Source organism: Rhizobium sp. Root1334, from assembly GCF_001426665.1.
Taxonomy (GTDB): domain Bacteria; phylum Pseudomonadota; class Alphaproteobacteria; order Rhizobiales; family Rhizobiaceae; genus Pararhizobium.
On record NZ_LMEY01000006.1, the window covers coordinates 265,906 to 281,601 of the forward strand.

The window sequence follows — 15,696 nt, forward strand, 5'->3', positions numbered from 1 at the left end:
ATAGTCTCCTCTCCATTGATTTCAAAGTTTGGGAAAGCACAGCAACCGCCCGTCACCACGATGTGACAGCCATGTCAGCCACACCGACAATGCCGGCATCGGACCCGAGTTCGGCGATGACAAGGTCAGGGACGACAGCCTGCGGATGGACAGCGAGGGCCTCGCGCAGCATTTCGATGAACCCGCCAGCCAGGCCGACGCCGCCACCGATCACGATGCGTTCGGGGTCCGCGACGGCCTGCAGACCGGCAATCGCGACAGCGAGCCGCGCCGCCGCCGCATGCAAAACGTCCCGGGCCCAGCTTTCACCGGCGTGAGCGGCTGTAAAAACCGCGCGAGCATCGCCGTCATGGCCGATACCGCGCGCGGCCTGCGCGATCCCGAACCCGGATGCCAGCGTTTCCAGGCGGATAGAGCCCTCCGCCCCGCTGACTGGAATTTGTCCGAGGCTGCCCGCGATACCTCGTGCGCCGCGATGCAGCCGGCCACCCAGAACGAGACCTCCGCCGATACCGCTGGAGATTGTCAGGAACGCCATGTCGCGGCCCTGTCCTGCGCCGAACCGATATTCGCCCCAGGCAGCCGCCTGTGCGTCATTGACCGCCACAACCCGCATACCGAGCGAAGCGCCGAGCGCGCTGGCCAGGGTAAATCCGTGTGGGATGGCCAGCGTCCCGGGGTTGAGCGCCGACCAGACGCCGCCGTCGATGCGGCCGGTCACCGCTGCGGCGGCGCGATCGTAACGGCCGCCCCAGCCACTGGCGAGGCCGGCCATAGCCGCCAGCCAGCTTTCGCTGCCCACATCCGCCGGTGTCGGTATGACACGGCGCTCGATGACGATTCTTCCCTGCACCAGTGCGGCGATGGTCTTGGTTCCGCCGATGTCAAAGGCGAGCACGGCCGGGATCGGCCGGGCCGCCGTCGCGACAGCCTGCCGGAACCAATCCGTAATGTGCTCCGGGCGCGTGATCGCCGAACCGACGACCACAGCGCCAGCACCTGCCCGGATTGCTGCACCGGCCATCTCGGGGCTGTTGTAGCGCCCTTCCGCAAACACCGGCGCGCCCAACACGGCGCAGAGCCGCACGAGGTCGAGGTCCGGCTCCTTCGGCGTCGGAGCATCACTGGCATAGCCCGACATGGTGGTTCCGACGATGTCGGCCCCAGCTGCGAGTGCGCTGCGGGCTTCCGCTTGCGTAGAAATATCGGCCATCGCCACCCGGCCGCGCCGCTTTATCTCGCCGAGCAACTCGCCGACTGGCACCGGACGTGGCCTGTCAGTGGCATCGACCGCAACGATAGCGGCGCCCGCCTCGCAAAGATCGATGACATCACTCAGTAATGGCGTGATGCGCACCGAACTGTCTTTAAGGTCGCGCTTGACGAGACCGATAACGGGTAACGCACTTGCCTGCACGACTGCGGCGACGTTGGCGCTCCCTTCGATGCGCAGCCCGGCCGCCCCTGCGGCTTCGGCAGCGCGCGCATAGGCAACGACCGTTGCAACATTGTCAAACGGGCCATCGGGAACCGGCTGGCAGGAGACGATGAGCTTGCCCCGCAAGCCTTCGAGAATATTTCGTTCGCCGCTCACAACGGACCTCCCCTATTCAAGTGGCTGGTAATCGGAGCTTGCCCATTGATGTTTCGACCAGAGCAAACAGCCGCTGCTATTCTCTCAAACGCGTTTTCCTATTCGCGAAGGCGCGCGTTTCAGATATCTCCTGACAGGACCAGCTATTGGTGATTTCAATATCCGATTGACAGATATCCTACAAGTGGATAAATGTGGCGACACTGTCTTTTCGGAGTCAAAAAGGCAACCGGAGACGAACATGAACGTGAAGTCGATTAAGCCCCTGAAGCGAGCCCCTCTCCTGCACGTGTCCGTTCAGGAGAGCCTGCGCGCCTATATCGAAGACAATCACCTCGATGCAGGCGCACCGCTACCGCCCGAAGGTGAACTCGCCACCCAGCTGGGTGTGAGCCGCAACTCGGTGCGCGAGGGCATCAAGGCCCTGGAATCGGTCGGCGTGTTGGAATCGCGCCGCGGCATTGGTGTTTTCGTCAAGGCGTTTTCGTTTGAACCGTTGCTGGAAAACCTTGCTTATGGCTTGGGCGGCGCACTCAAGCAGATTGAAGAAGTTATCATCATCCGCCGCACCCTTGAGGTCGGGCTGATCGAGCAGACCATTGCGCTTATCGGACCAAGCGACATCCGGGAGTTGCGCGAAACCTGCGACAAGATGAAAGCTCGCGCCGAGCGCGGCGAGAGTTTCCCCGACGAAGACCGGTACTTCCACCAGTTACTTTTCCGCTGCCAGAAGAACGAGGTGTTGTTGCGCCTGATCGAGGTCTTCTGGTTGGCTTTCTACAAGGCGTCCGACTTCGTCAATCTCGAGAATGCGGACCCAATGCAAACCTGGCGCGACCATGCTGCGATCGTCGACGCGGTCGAAGCTCGGGATCTCGCGGCCGCCAAGGACCGGCTCGACAACCATTATGCCGGAATCAATCGCGTGATCGCCGGCAACAAGACAACCACACCTGTAGGGAGGACTACATGAACTTGAAAACCACGATTTCGGCGCTCGCATTGTCGGCGGCGCTTTTCGGCGGCTTGGCCGCCACGGCCGTGCCAGCCCTCGCCGAGGGCGGCACGATTTCCGGCGGGTTCGATGTCGGTCCGGGCGGTTTCCAGGGTAATTTCAACCCGCTCGCAGCAACCAGCGGCTTCACATGGCTCGTGACCTATTTCGAACCGTTGGTTATCTACGACGGCAAACTCGAAAAGATCATCGGCGATCTGGCCGAATCTTACGAAGCAAGCGCCGACCAGAAGGCCTATACCTTCAAGCTCGCCGAAACCAAGTGGCACGACGGCAAGCCCTTCACCTCCAAGGACGTCAAATTCACCCTCGATCTGGCCAAGAACGACAAGGCAGGCTCTGTTTTTGCCGCCCGTCTTGGCGCTATCGAATCTGTCGAGACCCCGGACGATCGCACGGTCGTGATCAAACTTTCTGCGGCAACACCGAGCATTCTCGACACGCTGACCAAGGTTATGATGCTGCCCGAGCATGCGCTGGCCTCCATCCCAGTCGAACAGATAGCCAAGAATGCCTGGTGGTCGGCCTCGCCGATCGGCACCGGCCCGTTCAAGTTCACCAAGTATGTTGCCGACCAGTATGTCGAGCTCGCGGCCAATCCCGACTATCGCGGCGGCAAGCCTGCTGCAGAGAAGCTGATCAACCGCTATTTCGCCAATCCTGCTGCAGCCATCGCCGCTTTGCGCTCAGGCGAAATTCAGTTCACGTATGTCGATTCCAACGACGTCTCGACATTCAACAACGACAACGCCTTCCGGGTGATCGAGGGCGATTCCTATGTCGTCAACTATGTCGGCTTCAACCAGGAAGTGGCACTGTGGAAGGATTTGAAGGTCCGTCAGGCTTTCATGCATGCCATCGACCGTGACGCCATCATCAAGAGCCTTTATGGCGGCGCCGCCAAGCCGGCAAACTGCGTCTATGTCGCCGATCGCCTTGTGCCGCAGGGCATCGACGCCTACGGCTACGATCCCGAGAAGGCCAAACAACTGCTGGCTGAAGCAGGATGGGACAAGATCAACGGCGACAAGCCGATCACGATCCTGACCTACTACACATCACCACTGGCGACCAACGTGCTTGCCGCCATGCAGGCAATGCTCGCCCAGGTCGGCATCAACATCGTGCCGCGTGCGGTCGATACCCCAACCTACAACTCGGTTGTCTACCAGCAGGAGGGTAACGCCGGCGAGTTCCCGCTGATTTATGCAGGCCTGCAGAACGGCCCCGATGCATCCAACATCAACATCGGCCTGAACGAGAAACAGATTCCTCCGGCAGGCGCCAACCTCATGCGCATCCGCATGCCGGACGTAACCAACGCCCTCGACGCCGCTCTTGCGGAAACCGACGCGGACAAGCGCGATGCCCGTTATCAGGATGTGTGCAAGGCGACGAACGCCAACCTGCCCTGGGGCACCATGTGGGTCGCCAACCGCTACGGCGTGGTCTCCGCGACGCTGAAGGACTTCGTATGGACGCCCGCACCCGCCGGCGGCCCCTATCAGGCCCTCCCTGAAAAGTGGTCGATCGCCGAATAGGCCAATTTCCTCCCCGGGGGTGGCCATCACATCGGTCACCCCATTTTTTGGAAACTTCCGCAACTCCTGGAAAGGGTGCTGGTCTCCTATGCTTCGCTACTGTCTCCATCGCCTTTTAATCGGGCTCGGCATGCTGCTCGCGCTGACCGTACTGATCTTCGTGCTGTTGCAACTGACGCCCGGCGACCCGATCGACGCCTATATCGATCCCAATGTCGCCATGTCGAAGGAGGCGATGGATGCCTTGCGTGCGCAGCTCGGTCTTAATCAGCCCTTGCCCGCACAGTACCTGGCCTGGCTCTCCCAAGCTGTCCAGGGCAATCTAGGCCATTCGCTGCAACGTTTCAACGAGACCGTCGCAGGCCTGATCGTATCTCGCATCGGCCCCACCCTGCTGCTCATGGGCGCTGGGCTTGTTATTGCCATTGTCATCGGCATCGCCAGCGGCATCATCAGCGCTGTGCGCCGCAATACGCTGCCGGACTATTCCTTTTCGGTGCTCGCTCTGCTTGGCATATCGAGCCCGGCGTTCCTGACCGCGCTCTTGGGTCTCTACGTCTTTTCCGTGCGGTTGAAATGGACGCCTTCGGGGGGCATGCTGACACCTGCGACCGACTTCTCGATCGGTGATCTGTTGCACCACCTGATCCTGCCGGCAACCGTGCTTTCGATCGGCCATGCGGCGTTGATCATGCGGTACATGCGCGCTTCGATGCTGGAGGTCCTCAACCAGGACTACGTGCGCACGGCGCGGGCGAAGGGCGTCAAGGAGTTCTGGGTCGTCACCAAGCATGCGTTGCGCAACGCGCTTTTGCCGGTCGTCACTCTTATCGGCTCGACCATCGGGCTTGCCGTCGGAGGCGCCATCTTCATCGAAAGTGTCTTCAACTGGCCGGGCATGGGACTGCTGCTCATCAGCGCCGTCGAAACCCGCGACTATCCCGTCATCATGGGCGCGACGCTGGTCATCGGTGCCTGCGTTATCGTCGTCAACATCCTGACCGACCTTGCCTACGCGGTCATCGATCCACGCATCGAGGTGGTCTGATATGAGCCTGTTTACACTCTCTTCCTCCGGCCCGCTGGCACGTGCGACCAGCCGCTTTACCCATAACAACGCAGCACTGTTCGGCATCGTGCTGCTGCTTCCTCTGCTGCTTGCAGTCCTGACCTATCCGCTTTGGCTGCCCTACAGGCCCAACGATATCGATCTGCTGGCCATGAATGCCGGGCCGTCTCTCAAGCACTGGTTCGGCACCGATGGAGTCGGGCGCGATGTGCTCGCCCGCACCCTCGAAGGCGGCCGCATTTCGCTTCTGGTTGCAGTTTCCTCTGTTGTCCTGTCGACGGCCATCGGCTTTCTCGTCGGTGCGATTTCGGCCTTTGGCGGCCGCTGGGCCGATGCTTTTGCCATGCGCTCGGTCGATCTCGCCATGACGCTGCCGCCGGTCATTTTCCTGCTGGTGCTGGCCTCCATCGTCGGCTCCGGCATCTGGTCGACTGTTGTCGTCATAGCATTGCTGTCGTGGCCGGTGCTGTCGCGCATGATCCGCGCCCGTCTGCTGGAATTGCGCGAGCGTGAATTTGTCATGGCTTCGCGCGGCATGGGGGCTGGCATTGGCCATCTGCTTTTTCGCCACGGCCTGCCCAACTCGATCGACATCCTGGTCGTCTACGCCACCCTTCAGGTTGCCAACGCGATCCTGCTGGAGGCCGGGCTGTCTTTCCTCGGTCTGGGCGTGCCACCCCCGGCCGCGAGCTGGGGCAATATGCTCAATGCGGCGCGCTCGACGGCGGTCCTGGAGCAATTCCCCTGGCAATGGCTGTTCCCCGGCGGGGCCCTCGTGCTCGCTGTCCTTGCCATCAACTTCATCGGCGACGGTCTAAGGGATGCCTTCGACCCCCGCTCCGAACTCAACTAACCTTAAAAGAGAAGCAATCATGTCCAAATTCTTCGGTGTCGTTCCTCCCGTCGTCATCCCTCTCAACGAAGATTTCTCGGTCGACTACGCCTCCTACACCCGTGTCCTCGAATATCTGATCGACAATGGTTGCCACGGCCTGTTCGCCCTTGGATCGACCAGCGAGGTGGTGTTCTACGACGACGCAGAACGCCGCAAGATCCTTGAGCACACCGTCAAGATCGCCAACGGCCGCGTGCCCGTCATTGCCGGCGTCATCGACCCGACAACCGACCGCGTCATCCGCCATGCCCGCACGGCCAAGGATGTTGGCGTCGATGCGGTGGTCGCCACCGCTCCCTTCTACACCCTGACCAACCAGGCCGAGACGATCGAGCACTTCCGCGCCATCCGCACCGAAGTCGATGTCCCGCTCATCGCCTATGACATCCCGGTCTGTGTCCACACCAAGCTGTCGCGTCAGACCGTAACAACCCTGGCCAATGAAGGCACGATCATCGGCCTGAAGGATTCGTCCGGCGATGACGGCAATTTCCGCTACGCGCTGAACGATCTTGCCGACAACAAGGATGTGTTTCTGATGACGGGCTCGGAGATCGTCGTCGACAGCGCCCTGCACATGGGTGCACATGGCGTCGTCCCGGGCCTCGCCAATGTCGATCCCGCGGGCTACGTGCGCCTGTGGAACCACGCCCAGAGCGGCGACTGGGAGGCCGCCCGCAAGGAGCAGGAACGTCTGTGCCGCCTGTTCGAGATCGTCTGGGTTGCCGCAGGCCGCGTCAGTGGCGGCGCCACTGGCGTCGGCGGGTTCAAGACTGCCATGCGCAGTCTGGGCGTCATCTCCACCAACGTCATGGCGCGCCCGCGCGCGCCGCTCAACGACGCCGAGGCGCGCAAGGTCGATGAGATCCTGCGCTCCGTCGGCCTACTTAGCTGAGGATACCGATGACACCCGAACCCATTCTCGAGATCAAGGGCCTTAAAACAGTCTTTCGCACCCGCGCCCGGGAGATCACCGCTGTCAACGGCATCGATCTCGTCATCCATCCCGGCGAGACGGTGGCGCTGGTCGGCGAGTCGGGTTCGGGCAAATCGGTGACCAGCCTGTCGGTCATGCGACTGCTGGCCCGCAAGGTCGGTTTGATCGACGCAGGCTCAGTCCTCTTTCGCGGCAAGGACGGCAACGTCAAGGACCTAGCCGCGCTCGACGAAGAAGAGATGCGCCATGTCCGCGGCAACGACATCGGCATGGTCTTCCAGGAGCCGATGACGAGCCTCAACCCGGTCTACACGATCGGCGACCAGATTTCCGAATCGCTGCGCGTCCATCGCGGTACCGGCAGACGCGCGGCCCTAGAAGCCGCGGTCGGCCTCTTGGAAAAGGTGGGCATTCCCGATGCCCGCCGCCGCGCGAGCCAGTATCCCCATGAGTTGTCGGGCGGCATGCGCCAACGCGCCACCATCGCCATGGCGCTCGCCTGTAACCCGACGCTTCTGATCGCCGACGAGCCGACAACCGCGCTTGACGTTACGATCCAGGCGCAGATTCTCGATCTGATGCAGACGCTGCAGCGCGAGCGCGGCATGGGCATGCTGTTCGTCACCCACAATCTCGGCGTGGTTGCCGAGATCGCCCACCGGGTCGCAGTCATGTATGCAGGCCGCATCGTCGAGAGTGGCCCCGTCGCAGAAGTCTTCCGTGACCCGCGCCACCCCTACACGATGGGTTTGCTCAGATCGATGCCTCGCCTCGGTACGGCAACCGAGATGAAACGCAGCGGCAAGACGTTGCCCGCCATTCCCGGCATGGTGCCGAGCCTGGCCGAGATGCCAGCCGGCTGTGCCTTTGCTCCCCGGTGTGCCTTCGCCACTGATGCCTGTCGCGCCGCGATGCCCGAGCTTGTGGCCGTCAATGCAGGCCATGGCACCCGCTGCATCCGCTGGCAGGAGATCGCCGCATGACCGCCACCCCCCTTCTATCTGTTCGCGGCCTCGCCAAGCACTACCAGACGCGCGGCGCCACGTTGAAAATCCTGGACAATATCTCCTTCGACATCGCCAAGGGCGAAGTGGTCGGTCTCGTCGGCGAATCCGGCAGTGGCAAGACCACCATCGGCCGCTCCGTGTTGCGGCTCATCGAACCAACTTCGGGCGAGGTCGTCTTCGACGGCACGGACCTGACCAGATTGTCGCCCGGAGCGATGCGACGTCAGCGCCCGCGCATGCAATACATTTTCCAGGATCCCTATGCCTCGCTGTCACCGCGCATGACAATCGGCGAGGTTTTGACCGAGGGCCTGAAAATCCAGGGCATCGGGACCAAAGCCGAGCGGCTCGATCGGGCAAAAAAAGCGCTGGAGCAAGTCGAGCTGCCACCGGACGCCATCGACCGCTACGCCCACGAATTCTCGGGCGGCCAACGCCAGCGTATCGGAATTGCCCGGGCATTGACGCTTGCTCCTGACTTCATCGTCGCAGACGAGCCGGTCTCGGCTCTCGACGTTTCGATCCAGGCACAGGTGGTCAATCTGCTGCGCGACCTGCAGCAGCGGCTCGGGCTGACCATGCTGTTCATCTCGCACGATCTCGCTGTTGTCGAGTATATCTGCGACCGCGTCATCGTTCTCTACCTCGGTCGGATCATGGAGATCGCCACCGCCGAAGATCTTTATGCCCGGCCGCAGCATCCCTACACGCGGGCGCTGATGTCGGCGATCCCATCCACCGATCCCGGCGCCAGGACGACGCGCCAGATCCTGAAGGGAGATATTCCAAGCCCGGCCAACCCGCCAAGTGGCTGCGTCTTCCGCACGCGGTGTCCCAAGGCGCTCGACGCCTGCGCCGCAGCTGTGCCGCAGCTCCGCGAGGTGGCAAAGGGACATTTCAAGGCGTGCATCCGCGATGATTTGATAGACTGAACCGTGCAAGCAGAGACTCGTTGTTGAACAAACTTCCAAACGAAATCGTTCGCGAAACGCATGAGACACCAGCAACTGTCAGGCGACTAGTCCAGCGCCACATCACGGGTATTGGCAAGGCTGGGCAATGTATCTCGGGCACGCCGCCGCCGCTCGCCGCGCCTTCGAGCGGCTCTTCCGACCATGCTGTGGATTACCAGTGCTGTCAAACAGGTGCCGCCCAGTCTGATCCACCACGGTCCAATGCTGGCGAACGCTCGGCGACCCATTTCTTCAATACCATGAACCAGTTCCGCAATTACGAATGGATGGGCGCTCATTCGCCTTTCGGTCATTTGGGACTTGGAGTTGCGCGCTGTCCAACCTGCCCACTGTAGTGCCCTTCCCCCACGCAAGCGCGGACCAACCAACGGAATGGAAACCGGGTCGAAACAAGCAAAGCGTCAGTGCCGGCCTTTCGCGCGGTCTGTAGAGTGATATTGTCGCCATAGTTGCGTGTGAGCGGCGCCTGCCCCTTGCACTTTTACCGGCGGCAGCGGAGACTCCGGCTATAGAATCTCGAATTTCAGGCTAATTTATAAGGCGTCCCTCTTGATCAACCCCGACCAGCTCGATCATCTTCCAGCAAAAAAGCAACGCGAACTGGCCCGCGTCGTGAAGCTCATCTTTGATGAATTCGAAGATGCCCAGAAGACCAAACTGTCGGACAAGGCCAGATCCGGCCGCATCCTGAAGCTGATCCTGTTCGGGTCATATTCGCGTGGCGACTGGGTCGAGGACCGTGTGAGCGGCTATCGCTCGGACTATGATCTGCTTGCGGTGGTGAATTCGGAGGCATTTGCCGAAACCAACGAGGTGTGGCTGACAATCGACGAGCACCTGACACGCGAATATGCAGTCACCCGGCATTTGGAAACGCCTGCCAAGGTGATTGCCCACAGTCTCGCCGACGTCAACGACAAGCTAGGCCGCGGCCTGCCTTTCTTCATCGATATCGCCCGCGACGGCATTGTGCTGTATGAAACGCCCGGCCATCCGTTGACCGAGCCGAAGCCACTGACGCCGGATGCCGCGCGGCAGGAAGCACAGAAGCACTTTGATCAGTGGCACAGGTTATCGGAAGATGCGCTTGCATTCGCCGAATTCGGCCTCGCCACGGACCGATGGCGTGACGGCGCCTTCATGCTGCACCAGGCGACCGAACGGGCTTATCACTGCGCCTTGCTCGTTCTCACCCTCTACTCTCCCAAGTCGCATCGTTTGAGTGTGCTCAGAACGCACGCGGAACGGGTTGCACCCCGGTTGATCGAGGCCTGGCCAATCGATACGAAATTCGCGCGGCGATGTTTTTCCCGGCTTGATCGCGCCTATGTCGATGCCCGCTATTCGGCACACTATGTGATCACTGCAGAAGAACTGGCCTGGCTGGTGGAGCGCATCAAGATCTTACAGCGTCTGGTGCAGGTTGTTTGTATCGAGCAGCTGGAAAATAAAGGGCACAATTAGGAACTTGTACCGCTTTATACCAACCTTCATTGATGCTGACTCTCGGGGTTCCCAAAAGCCGACGAATCTGAATCGATAGCGCAAACAGGAGGTTTGCGATGGGTTCAGCAATTTCTTTGCGATCAGACTTTGGTGGGGACGGGCTGCGGATTCTGGCCCGACAGACAAAGGATGCCGACCAGGCGCGGCGGCTCCTGGCGCTTGCATCGATCTATGATGGCGGCTCTCGCGCTGATGCTGCGCGGCTCGGCAGCGTCACGGTGCAGATCGTGCGCGACTGGGTGGTGCGGTTCAACGCGCGCGGTCCCGATGGGCTGATCAACGGCAAGGCTCCGGGCAAGCCGTCACTGTTGAACGAAGATCAGCGCACGGCCTTGGCGCAAGCCATTGAGCGAGGCCCTACACCCTATCTCGACGGCGTCGTGCGCTGGCGTTTGTGTGATCTGGCCCAGTGGCTTTGGGAGGAATTCCGTGTCTCGGTGAGTGAGCAGACTTTGGGCCGCGAAGTGCGCTCGATGGGCTACCGCAAACTCTCGGCTCGCCCGAGACATCATGCGCAGGATGCCGAGGCAGCCGAGGCGTTTAAAAAAACTTCCCCGCCGCAGTGGCAGAGGTCGCCGTCGGTCCCGCCAAGGGCAAGGTGATCGAAATCTGGTTTCAGGACGAAGCGCGTATTGGGCAGAAGAACAAGATCACCCGCCGCTGGGCCAGGCGTGGATCAAGGCCATCCGCACCGCACGACCAGCGAACCCGCTCGGCCTATATCTTCGGCGCGATCTGCCCCAAACACGGCAAGGCCGCCGCTCTCGTCATGCCTTGGTGCGATACCCATGCCATGAACCAACATCTGATCGAAATCTCTCGAAACGTCGCCGACAATGGGCACGCCATTCTGATCATGGACCAGGCAGGATGGCACATGTCCAACAACTTGGCCGTCCCCGAAAACATCACCATCCTGCCATTGCCGCCGAAGTCGCCGGAGCTCAACCCGGTCGAAAACCTCTGGCACTTCATGCGAGACAACTGGCTCTCAAACCGCGTCTTCAAATCCTCTTATGTTCGTTGTCAAGTGGTCTAGGTATGGCTGTGTCCCTTCCATCAGTAATGATGAAGCCGTGTACGATAAAGCTGATATAGAAAGTTGGAGGCAGGGCTTTCGACGACGGTTGGCATACTCTTATGCGCGGGTTGTTTACCGCATTTCCGTAGGTTCGTCTGGGGCTGCCTCTGTCTACGATCGGGCATGAGCTCAACGCTTGCCACGTGGATTTGTCGAGGATTCCCCCACCGGGGCTCTGCCCCCAAGTTTATACATCAGCAGATGTATACGAATGCTGATTCGCTGCTTCCTTTCATGTGTTGGGTTTGGCGTTGATCATGCTTATGCGGCGGGAGCGACCTCTTGACCGATAGCCCACAGGAACGCCGCCATTTCCCGAGCGATCGCGATGATGGCGACTGCCTTGAGCTTCCCCGCACCGATAAGTTGACGGTAGCGTGCGCATAGCCGGATCTGAGCTTTCCAGGCGATTTCGCGTACCGGCCTTGGCAGCCCCTCCAGTCTTGCCTGAATGGCCCGACTTACCCGGGCCGGGTATCGATACGTCCACGCGCCCTCGATCAAAACACGGCGGGCCCGCGTACTTCCCGCCTTGGTGATACCCTTTCGTTTCACACGTTCGCCCGTCGAGCTCTCGGACGGCACAAGCCCCAGATACGCCATCAGCTGCGGAGCCGTTTCGAAGCGCCTGACGTCGCCGATTTCAACCACGAAAGTCACCGCAGTGAGGAGCGCGACGCCGCGCATCGCCTGATAGGCTTCGACGACTGGCGCCATCGACCAGGAGGCCACAGTCGCAGCGACCTGTTTGGTCAGCCGCTCTACCCGGACCTCGGCGTCTTCGATGGCCTGAATGTATTCTGCCAGAACGATGTGGTGGGCGGGATGGGTGAACGACAGCTCTGCCAACCATCGCCGATGGATTTGTGTCCAAGGCGAGCGGCCGCTGTAAATATGACCGCGACGCAGCAGAAAAGCCTGCAACTGCTGGCGGGATTTCTTCAGGGCTTCGTTTGCAGCCTCACGAGCCCGGACCAGATCGCGGATCGCCTCATGGGTCTCGTCTGGAACCCAAACTCCCGTCAGTTCCCCCGCCCGGTGCAATCGCGCCAGGCTCACTGCGTCGCGCCGATTGGTCTTGACCCGATCGCCCGATCGCTTGGGAATGAGCGATGGCGCAACAACCTCGCAAGCATGGCCAAGCTCAATGATCTGCCGATAAAGCTCGTATCCGGTCGGCCCCGCTTCGTAGCAGAAATGCAACCGCGAAGCTCGCTTCGCGAGCTTCTCCACCATCGAGGCGACCGATCCCGGGTCCGACAAGATGTCTCCGTAAAACCTCACCTCACCGTTACGACCGCCGTCGGCGACCGCCACTGAGATCTTCAATTTCGATGTATCCATTCCGATGAAAAGTTCGCTATCCTTATCCACGGTCCGTCCTCGCTTAAGCATGGGGCTCGGTACCGGCCCGTCCGGTGCGACCGCCGTTTCATGCTTACTACGAAGGCGGATACGAGGATATCGTCGACCACTGCTGCCACGCTTGGCGAACACTGCAGGACCGACCTTGGAAGATCATGTCCATCGGTAAGCGGCAATGGGCTCATAGGTTCTGATCAATGAGGGTTGGTATAAGAAGTGAGGCGAACTAGATGACCACTTCGCCCGATCGCAGTCCCGAGCTTGCCAACAATCCGATCAGCGTTGCCATCGTCCGTCCCCTGAGAGGGATGTCTGGCGAAATGCGGGCGCATGCGTCGATGAGCGACGCCAACTCTGACTCGCTGAGGATACGCGGGGGCGGAATCGCCCTGGATCTGGGGAAGACTCTCCGCTCCAAGGCCTCGGTTTGGGCGTCATAGACGCCGAGAAACTCGTAGAATCGGCGGAGCACGCCGTGACGAGTGGCGCGGCTGTTGGCAGCGCCGTCAAACGACAGGACGAAATCCAGCGCCATCGTCCGGGTGGCGGGCGCATCGAACTGAGCGCACTCAACGTAGCGGACGAAAGCCCGCAACGTGCCGGCTTGTTTGCTGAAGGCGTAGCCGAGGGAGTGGCGCAGTTCGATGTAACGCTCGGCTTTCTCGCCGATGAATCGGGCAAAGGCGGTCATGCCACGCCTCCCGGAAAGGGGAGTGCGACCTCGGCGAGCTGCGAGGCCGCAACCTTTACGTACAGCGCCGTTGTGTTGATGCTCCGGTGCCCAAGAAGATCGGCGACCTCGTTGATCGGTATTCGCTGCCTGACGAGCTGGGTGGCAAGGCTGTGGCGCAGGAGATGCGCACCTCCGACCCGCCCAAGTTCGACCCCACCATGCCGCAACCGCTTTCGCACGATTCTCGAAACAGGCGACGCGCACTTGAACGGTCCCACGGGCGGCGTGAAGGACAGGAATAGATACGGACTATCCACCTTTGGTCGAGCGCCCAGGATGTAGTCGGCGAGCGCGGCGCCGGTCTCCTCGAGGAGTGGCGCCACCCGATCACGCTTGCCCTTGGTGCGCCGGACAAAAACCTCGCCAGCGCGCCAGTTGATATCCTGCAGCCGAATGGCGCGCAGCTCGCCGTTGCGAATGCCCGTGGTAGCGAGTAGCAGCAGGACGGCCCGATCGCGGATATCGACCGGCGTCGTTGCGCTGATCGCATCGATTGCGCGCCGAACGTCATCCCATGCAAGGCGCGGCGGCAAATGCGCCAAACGCCAATAGGGCGTCCTTGGGACGACGCGGGCGAGATCTTGGTGATGGTGGCCAGCCCAATATAAAAACCGAAGAAATGTTCGAATGTGAGTAGTCGCTGCCGTGCGGCTACCGGAGGTCGCCGATAGCGACAGGCGATGTTCGACAGCAGCGAGGACGTGCTCAGCCGACAACGCCTCGAGGGTTTGGCCGGGATGGTGATGGCGGAACCAATCCAGAAAGCGGCGGCCACCCAGAAGAACGCCTTCGCGGGTATTCGGCTCCAGGCCCCGTACCTTATGCAAATAGTCCGAAAAGGAGGCCAGAAGCGGAGCATCCGGATCATCCTCTTTACTAGAAACGGAAAAAATGAACCGCTCTGGAGCCACTCGCCGTGCGTGTCCCAGCGCCGACACTGCCCCAATGCGCGGAGAATCCGCAGTAAACGTGCGCAAATAGCTATCGACGACATCTTGATGGATCGGAATCGGACCGAAGCGCGTCCCGGCAAACTGGCTGAAGCGCGCAATCCGGCTCAGATAGATCTTGGCCGACGCTCGCTTGTAACCAAGCGTGAAGAAATGCTCCGCGAGGCGATCCATCTCATCGCCGAGCGCACCACTACGCAGGCGCTTGAGCACCCCACCATACGAAAAATAAAACTCGAGCATGTTGCCCCCCGGGATAAAGGCGCAGGGGAATCCCGCGCCCATCCGAAAGGTACGAAATATTATGTGGTGAAGGATTCCAGACTTGGAAGGTCCCAGCTGGCGACATGTCGGCTCCGCCACATAATCTCGCCCGACACATAAGAAAGGATCGAGACCGCCATCCCTGACCAAAGCCATCAACGAAGCCGCTCCCTTGCGAAAGTCGACCGGTTGGCAGGAGACGTAAACGACAACGCCAGNGAAAGGATCGAGACCGCCATCCCTGACCAAAGCCATCAACGAAGCCGCTCCCTTGCGAAAGTCGACCGGTTGGCAGGAGACGTAAACGACAACGCCAGACGCAATCATGCCTTGCGCACCGCCCGGAGGATCTTGGCAAGATGATCCGGCTCGATATCTCCGGCCACACGCACCACGACGTCACCCATGACGATCTCCACCGGCGCGCGAAACTAACCCTTTCATTAGCCTCTTTCGAAAGGGGCACCACCGATCCCGAGGCCAATGCCTTGCGACGCCAGCCGTAAAGCTGCGAGGGATCKAGCCCCTCAGCGCGGGCGATCGCTGATACATTCGCCCCCGGCAGCAATGTCTCCGCAATCAGCCGAGCCTTCTCAGCATCCGACCAATCTCGTGGCGTGCGCCWCGTCCGTATTGGTGTCGCCGTCAGAACCTCAAAGGCACGAGCCTGATTCACACTGTCGCTCATAGGTTTCTCCGCATGATTCATGCCGAAGATGAGCGATCTTGCGTTACCGCGCTACGTGGGGTGGCCTACCCGCTTAC

At 60.9% G+C, this 15,696-nt stretch carries 13 protein-coding genes and 2 pseudogenes; 10 read left to right on the forward strand and 5 right to left on the reverse strand.

The window, feature by feature from the left end; all coding sequences use genetic code 11:
- Window positions 1–52 precede the first annotated feature (52 nt).
- A complete protein-coding gene (locus ASD36_RS11945; RefSeq protein ID WP_060510570.1) occupies window positions 53–1,594 on the reverse strand; it encodes a putative N-acetylmannosamine-6-phosphate 2-epimerase in 1,542 nt (513 codons plus the stop codon).
- A 241-nt stretch (window positions 1,595–1,835) separates the two neighbouring features.
- On the opposite strand from ASD36_RS11945, the gene ASD36_RS11950 reads away from it, so the two are divergent.
- The 9 genes and pseudogenes from ASD36_RS11950 to ASD36_RS31365 all read left to right on the forward strand — a co-directional run.
- Window positions 1,836–2,567 carry a FadR/GntR family transcriptional regulator gene (locus ASD36_RS11950; protein ID WP_060510571.1) on the forward strand — a complete coding sequence of 244 codons (732 nt, stop codon included), beginning with the start codon at window positions 1,836–1,838 and terminating at the stop codon, window positions 2,565–2,567.
- Complete coding sequence (locus tag ASD36_RS11955) at window positions 2,564–4,150, forward strand: ABC transporter substrate-binding protein (RefSeq protein ID WP_060510573.1); 1,587 nt, start codon at window positions 2,564–2,566, stop codon at window positions 4,148–4,150. The genes ASD36_RS11950 and ASD36_RS11955 overlap by 4 nt, the downstream gene beginning before the upstream one ends.
- A gap of 88 nt (window positions 4,151–4,238) precedes the next feature.
- Complete coding sequence (locus ASD36_RS11960) at window positions 4,239–5,198, forward strand: ABC transporter permease (RefSeq protein ID WP_060510575.1); 960 nt, start codon at window positions 4,239–4,241, stop codon at window positions 5,196–5,198.
- 1 nt (window position 5,199) lies between these two features.
- Window positions 5,200–6,072, forward strand: a complete 873-nt coding sequence (locus ASD36_RS11965) for an ABC transporter permease (RefSeq protein WP_060510586.1) — start codon at window positions 5,200–5,202, stop codon at window positions 6,070–6,072.
- Window positions 6,073–6,091: 19 nt separating this feature from the next.
- The gene (locus tag ASD36_RS11970) at window positions 6,092–7,009 is read left to right on the forward strand and encodes a dihydrodipicolinate synthase family protein (protein WP_060510588.1); all 918 of its coding nucleotides are present in this window, start codon (window positions 6,092–6,094) and stop codon (window positions 7,007–7,009) included.
- Between the two features lie 8 nt (window positions 7,010–7,017).
- Complete coding sequence (locus ASD36_RS11975) at window positions 7,018–8,034, forward strand: ABC transporter ATP-binding protein (RefSeq protein ID WP_060510590.1); 1,017 nt, start codon at window positions 7,018–7,020, stop codon at window positions 8,032–8,034.
- Window positions 8,031–8,990, forward strand: a complete 960-nt coding sequence (locus ASD36_RS11980) for an ABC transporter ATP-binding protein (RefSeq protein WP_060510592.1) — start codon at window positions 8,031–8,033, stop codon at window positions 8,988–8,990. Before ASD36_RS11975 ends, ASD36_RS11980 begins: the two co-directional genes overlap by 4 nt.
- Before the next feature lie 591 nt (window positions 8,991–9,581).
- On the forward strand, window positions 9,582–10,496 hold the full coding sequence (locus ASD36_RS11985) for a HEPN domain-containing protein (RefSeq protein ID WP_060510593.1): 915 nt from the start codon (window positions 9,582–9,584) through the stop codon (window positions 10,494–10,496).
- A 98-nt stretch (window positions 10,497–10,594) separates the two neighbouring features.
- A pseudogene (locus ASD36_RS31365) lies at window positions 10,595–11,550 on the forward strand (IS630 family transposase); the annotation flags it as partial.
- A gap of 330 nt (window positions 11,551–11,880) precedes the next feature.
- Here ASD36_RS31365 and ASD36_RS12000 read toward each other — a convergent pair.
- The 3 genes from ASD36_RS12000 to ASD36_RS29945 form a co-directional block, all read right to left on the reverse strand.
- Entirely contained in the window at window positions 11,881–12,993 is a 1,113-nt protein-coding gene (locus tag ASD36_RS12000) for an IS110 family transposase (protein ID WP_060510720.1), read from the reverse strand.
- Window positions 12,994–13,210: 217 nt separating this feature from the next.
- Complete coding sequence (locus ASD36_RS31115; RefSeq protein WP_244489800.1) at window positions 13,211–13,675, reverse strand: hypothetical protein; 465 nt, start codon at window positions 13,673–13,675, stop codon at window positions 13,211–13,213.
- Window positions 13,672–14,910, reverse strand: a complete 1,239-nt coding sequence (locus ASD36_RS29945) for a site-specific integrase (protein ID WP_082562759.1) — start codon at window positions 14,908–14,910, stop codon at window positions 13,672–13,674. The genes ASD36_RS31115 and ASD36_RS29945 overlap by 4 nt, the downstream gene beginning before the upstream one ends.
- 380 nt (window positions 14,911–15,290) lie before the next feature.
- Here ASD36_RS29945 and ASD36_RS31370 point away from each other — a divergent pair, with 380 nt between their 5' ends.
- On the forward strand, window positions 15,291–15,437 hold the full coding sequence (locus tag ASD36_RS31370; RefSeq protein WP_244489801.1) for a hypothetical protein: 147 nt from the start codon (window positions 15,291–15,293) through the stop codon (window positions 15,435–15,437).
- Here ASD36_RS31370 and ASD36_RS31375 read toward each other — a convergent pair.
- Window positions 15,437–15,640, reverse strand: a pseudogene (locus ASD36_RS31375) (transposase); the annotation flags it as partial. The gene ASD36_RS31370 and the pseudogene ASD36_RS31375 overlap by 1 nt on opposite strands.
- Between the last annotated feature and the right edge of the window lie 56 nt (window positions 15,641–15,696).

What these genes read in the sequence shown, in the direction of transcription:
- ASD36_RS11950 (WP_060510571.1), top strand. Translation starts at nt 1,836, where the DNA reads ATGAACGTGAAGTCGATTAAGCCCCTGAAGCGAGCCCCTCTCCTGCAC.
- ASD36_RS11955 (WP_060510573.1), top strand. Translation starts at nt 2,564, where the DNA reads ATGAACTTGAAAACCACGATTTCGGCGCTCGCATTGTCGGCGGCGCTT.
- ASD36_RS11960 (WP_060510575.1), top strand. Translation starts at nt 4,239, where the DNA reads ATGCTTCGCTACTGTCTCCATCGCCTTTTAATCGGGCTCGGCATGCTG.
- ASD36_RS11965 (WP_060510586.1), top strand. Translation starts at nt 5,200, where the DNA reads ATGAGCCTGTTTACACTCTCTTCCTCCGGCCCGCTGGCACGTGCGACC.
- ASD36_RS11970 (WP_060510588.1), top strand. Translation starts at nt 6,092, where the DNA reads ATGTCCAAATTCTTCGGTGTCGTTCCTCCCGTCGTCATCCCTCTCAAC.
- ASD36_RS11975 (WP_060510590.1), top strand. Translation starts at nt 7,018, where the DNA reads ATGACACCCGAACCCATTCTCGAGATCAAGGGCCTTAAAACAGTCTTT.
- ASD36_RS11980 (WP_060510592.1), top strand. Translation starts at nt 8,031, where the DNA reads ATGACCGCCACCCCCCTTCTATCTGTTCGCGGCCTCGCCAAGCACTAC.
- ASD36_RS31115 (WP_244489800.1), bottom strand. Translation starts at nt 13,675, where the DNA reads ATGACCGCCTTTGCCCGATTCATCGGCGAGAAAGCCGAGCGTTACATC.
- ASD36_RS29945 (WP_082562759.1), bottom strand. Translation starts at nt 14,910, where the DNA reads ATGCTCGAGTTTTATTTTTCGTATGGTGGGGTGCTCAAGCGCCTGCGT.
- ASD36_RS31370 (WP_244489801.1), top strand. Translation starts at nt 15,291, where the DNA reads ATGATCCGGCTCGATATCTCCGGCCACACGCACCACGACGTCACCCAT.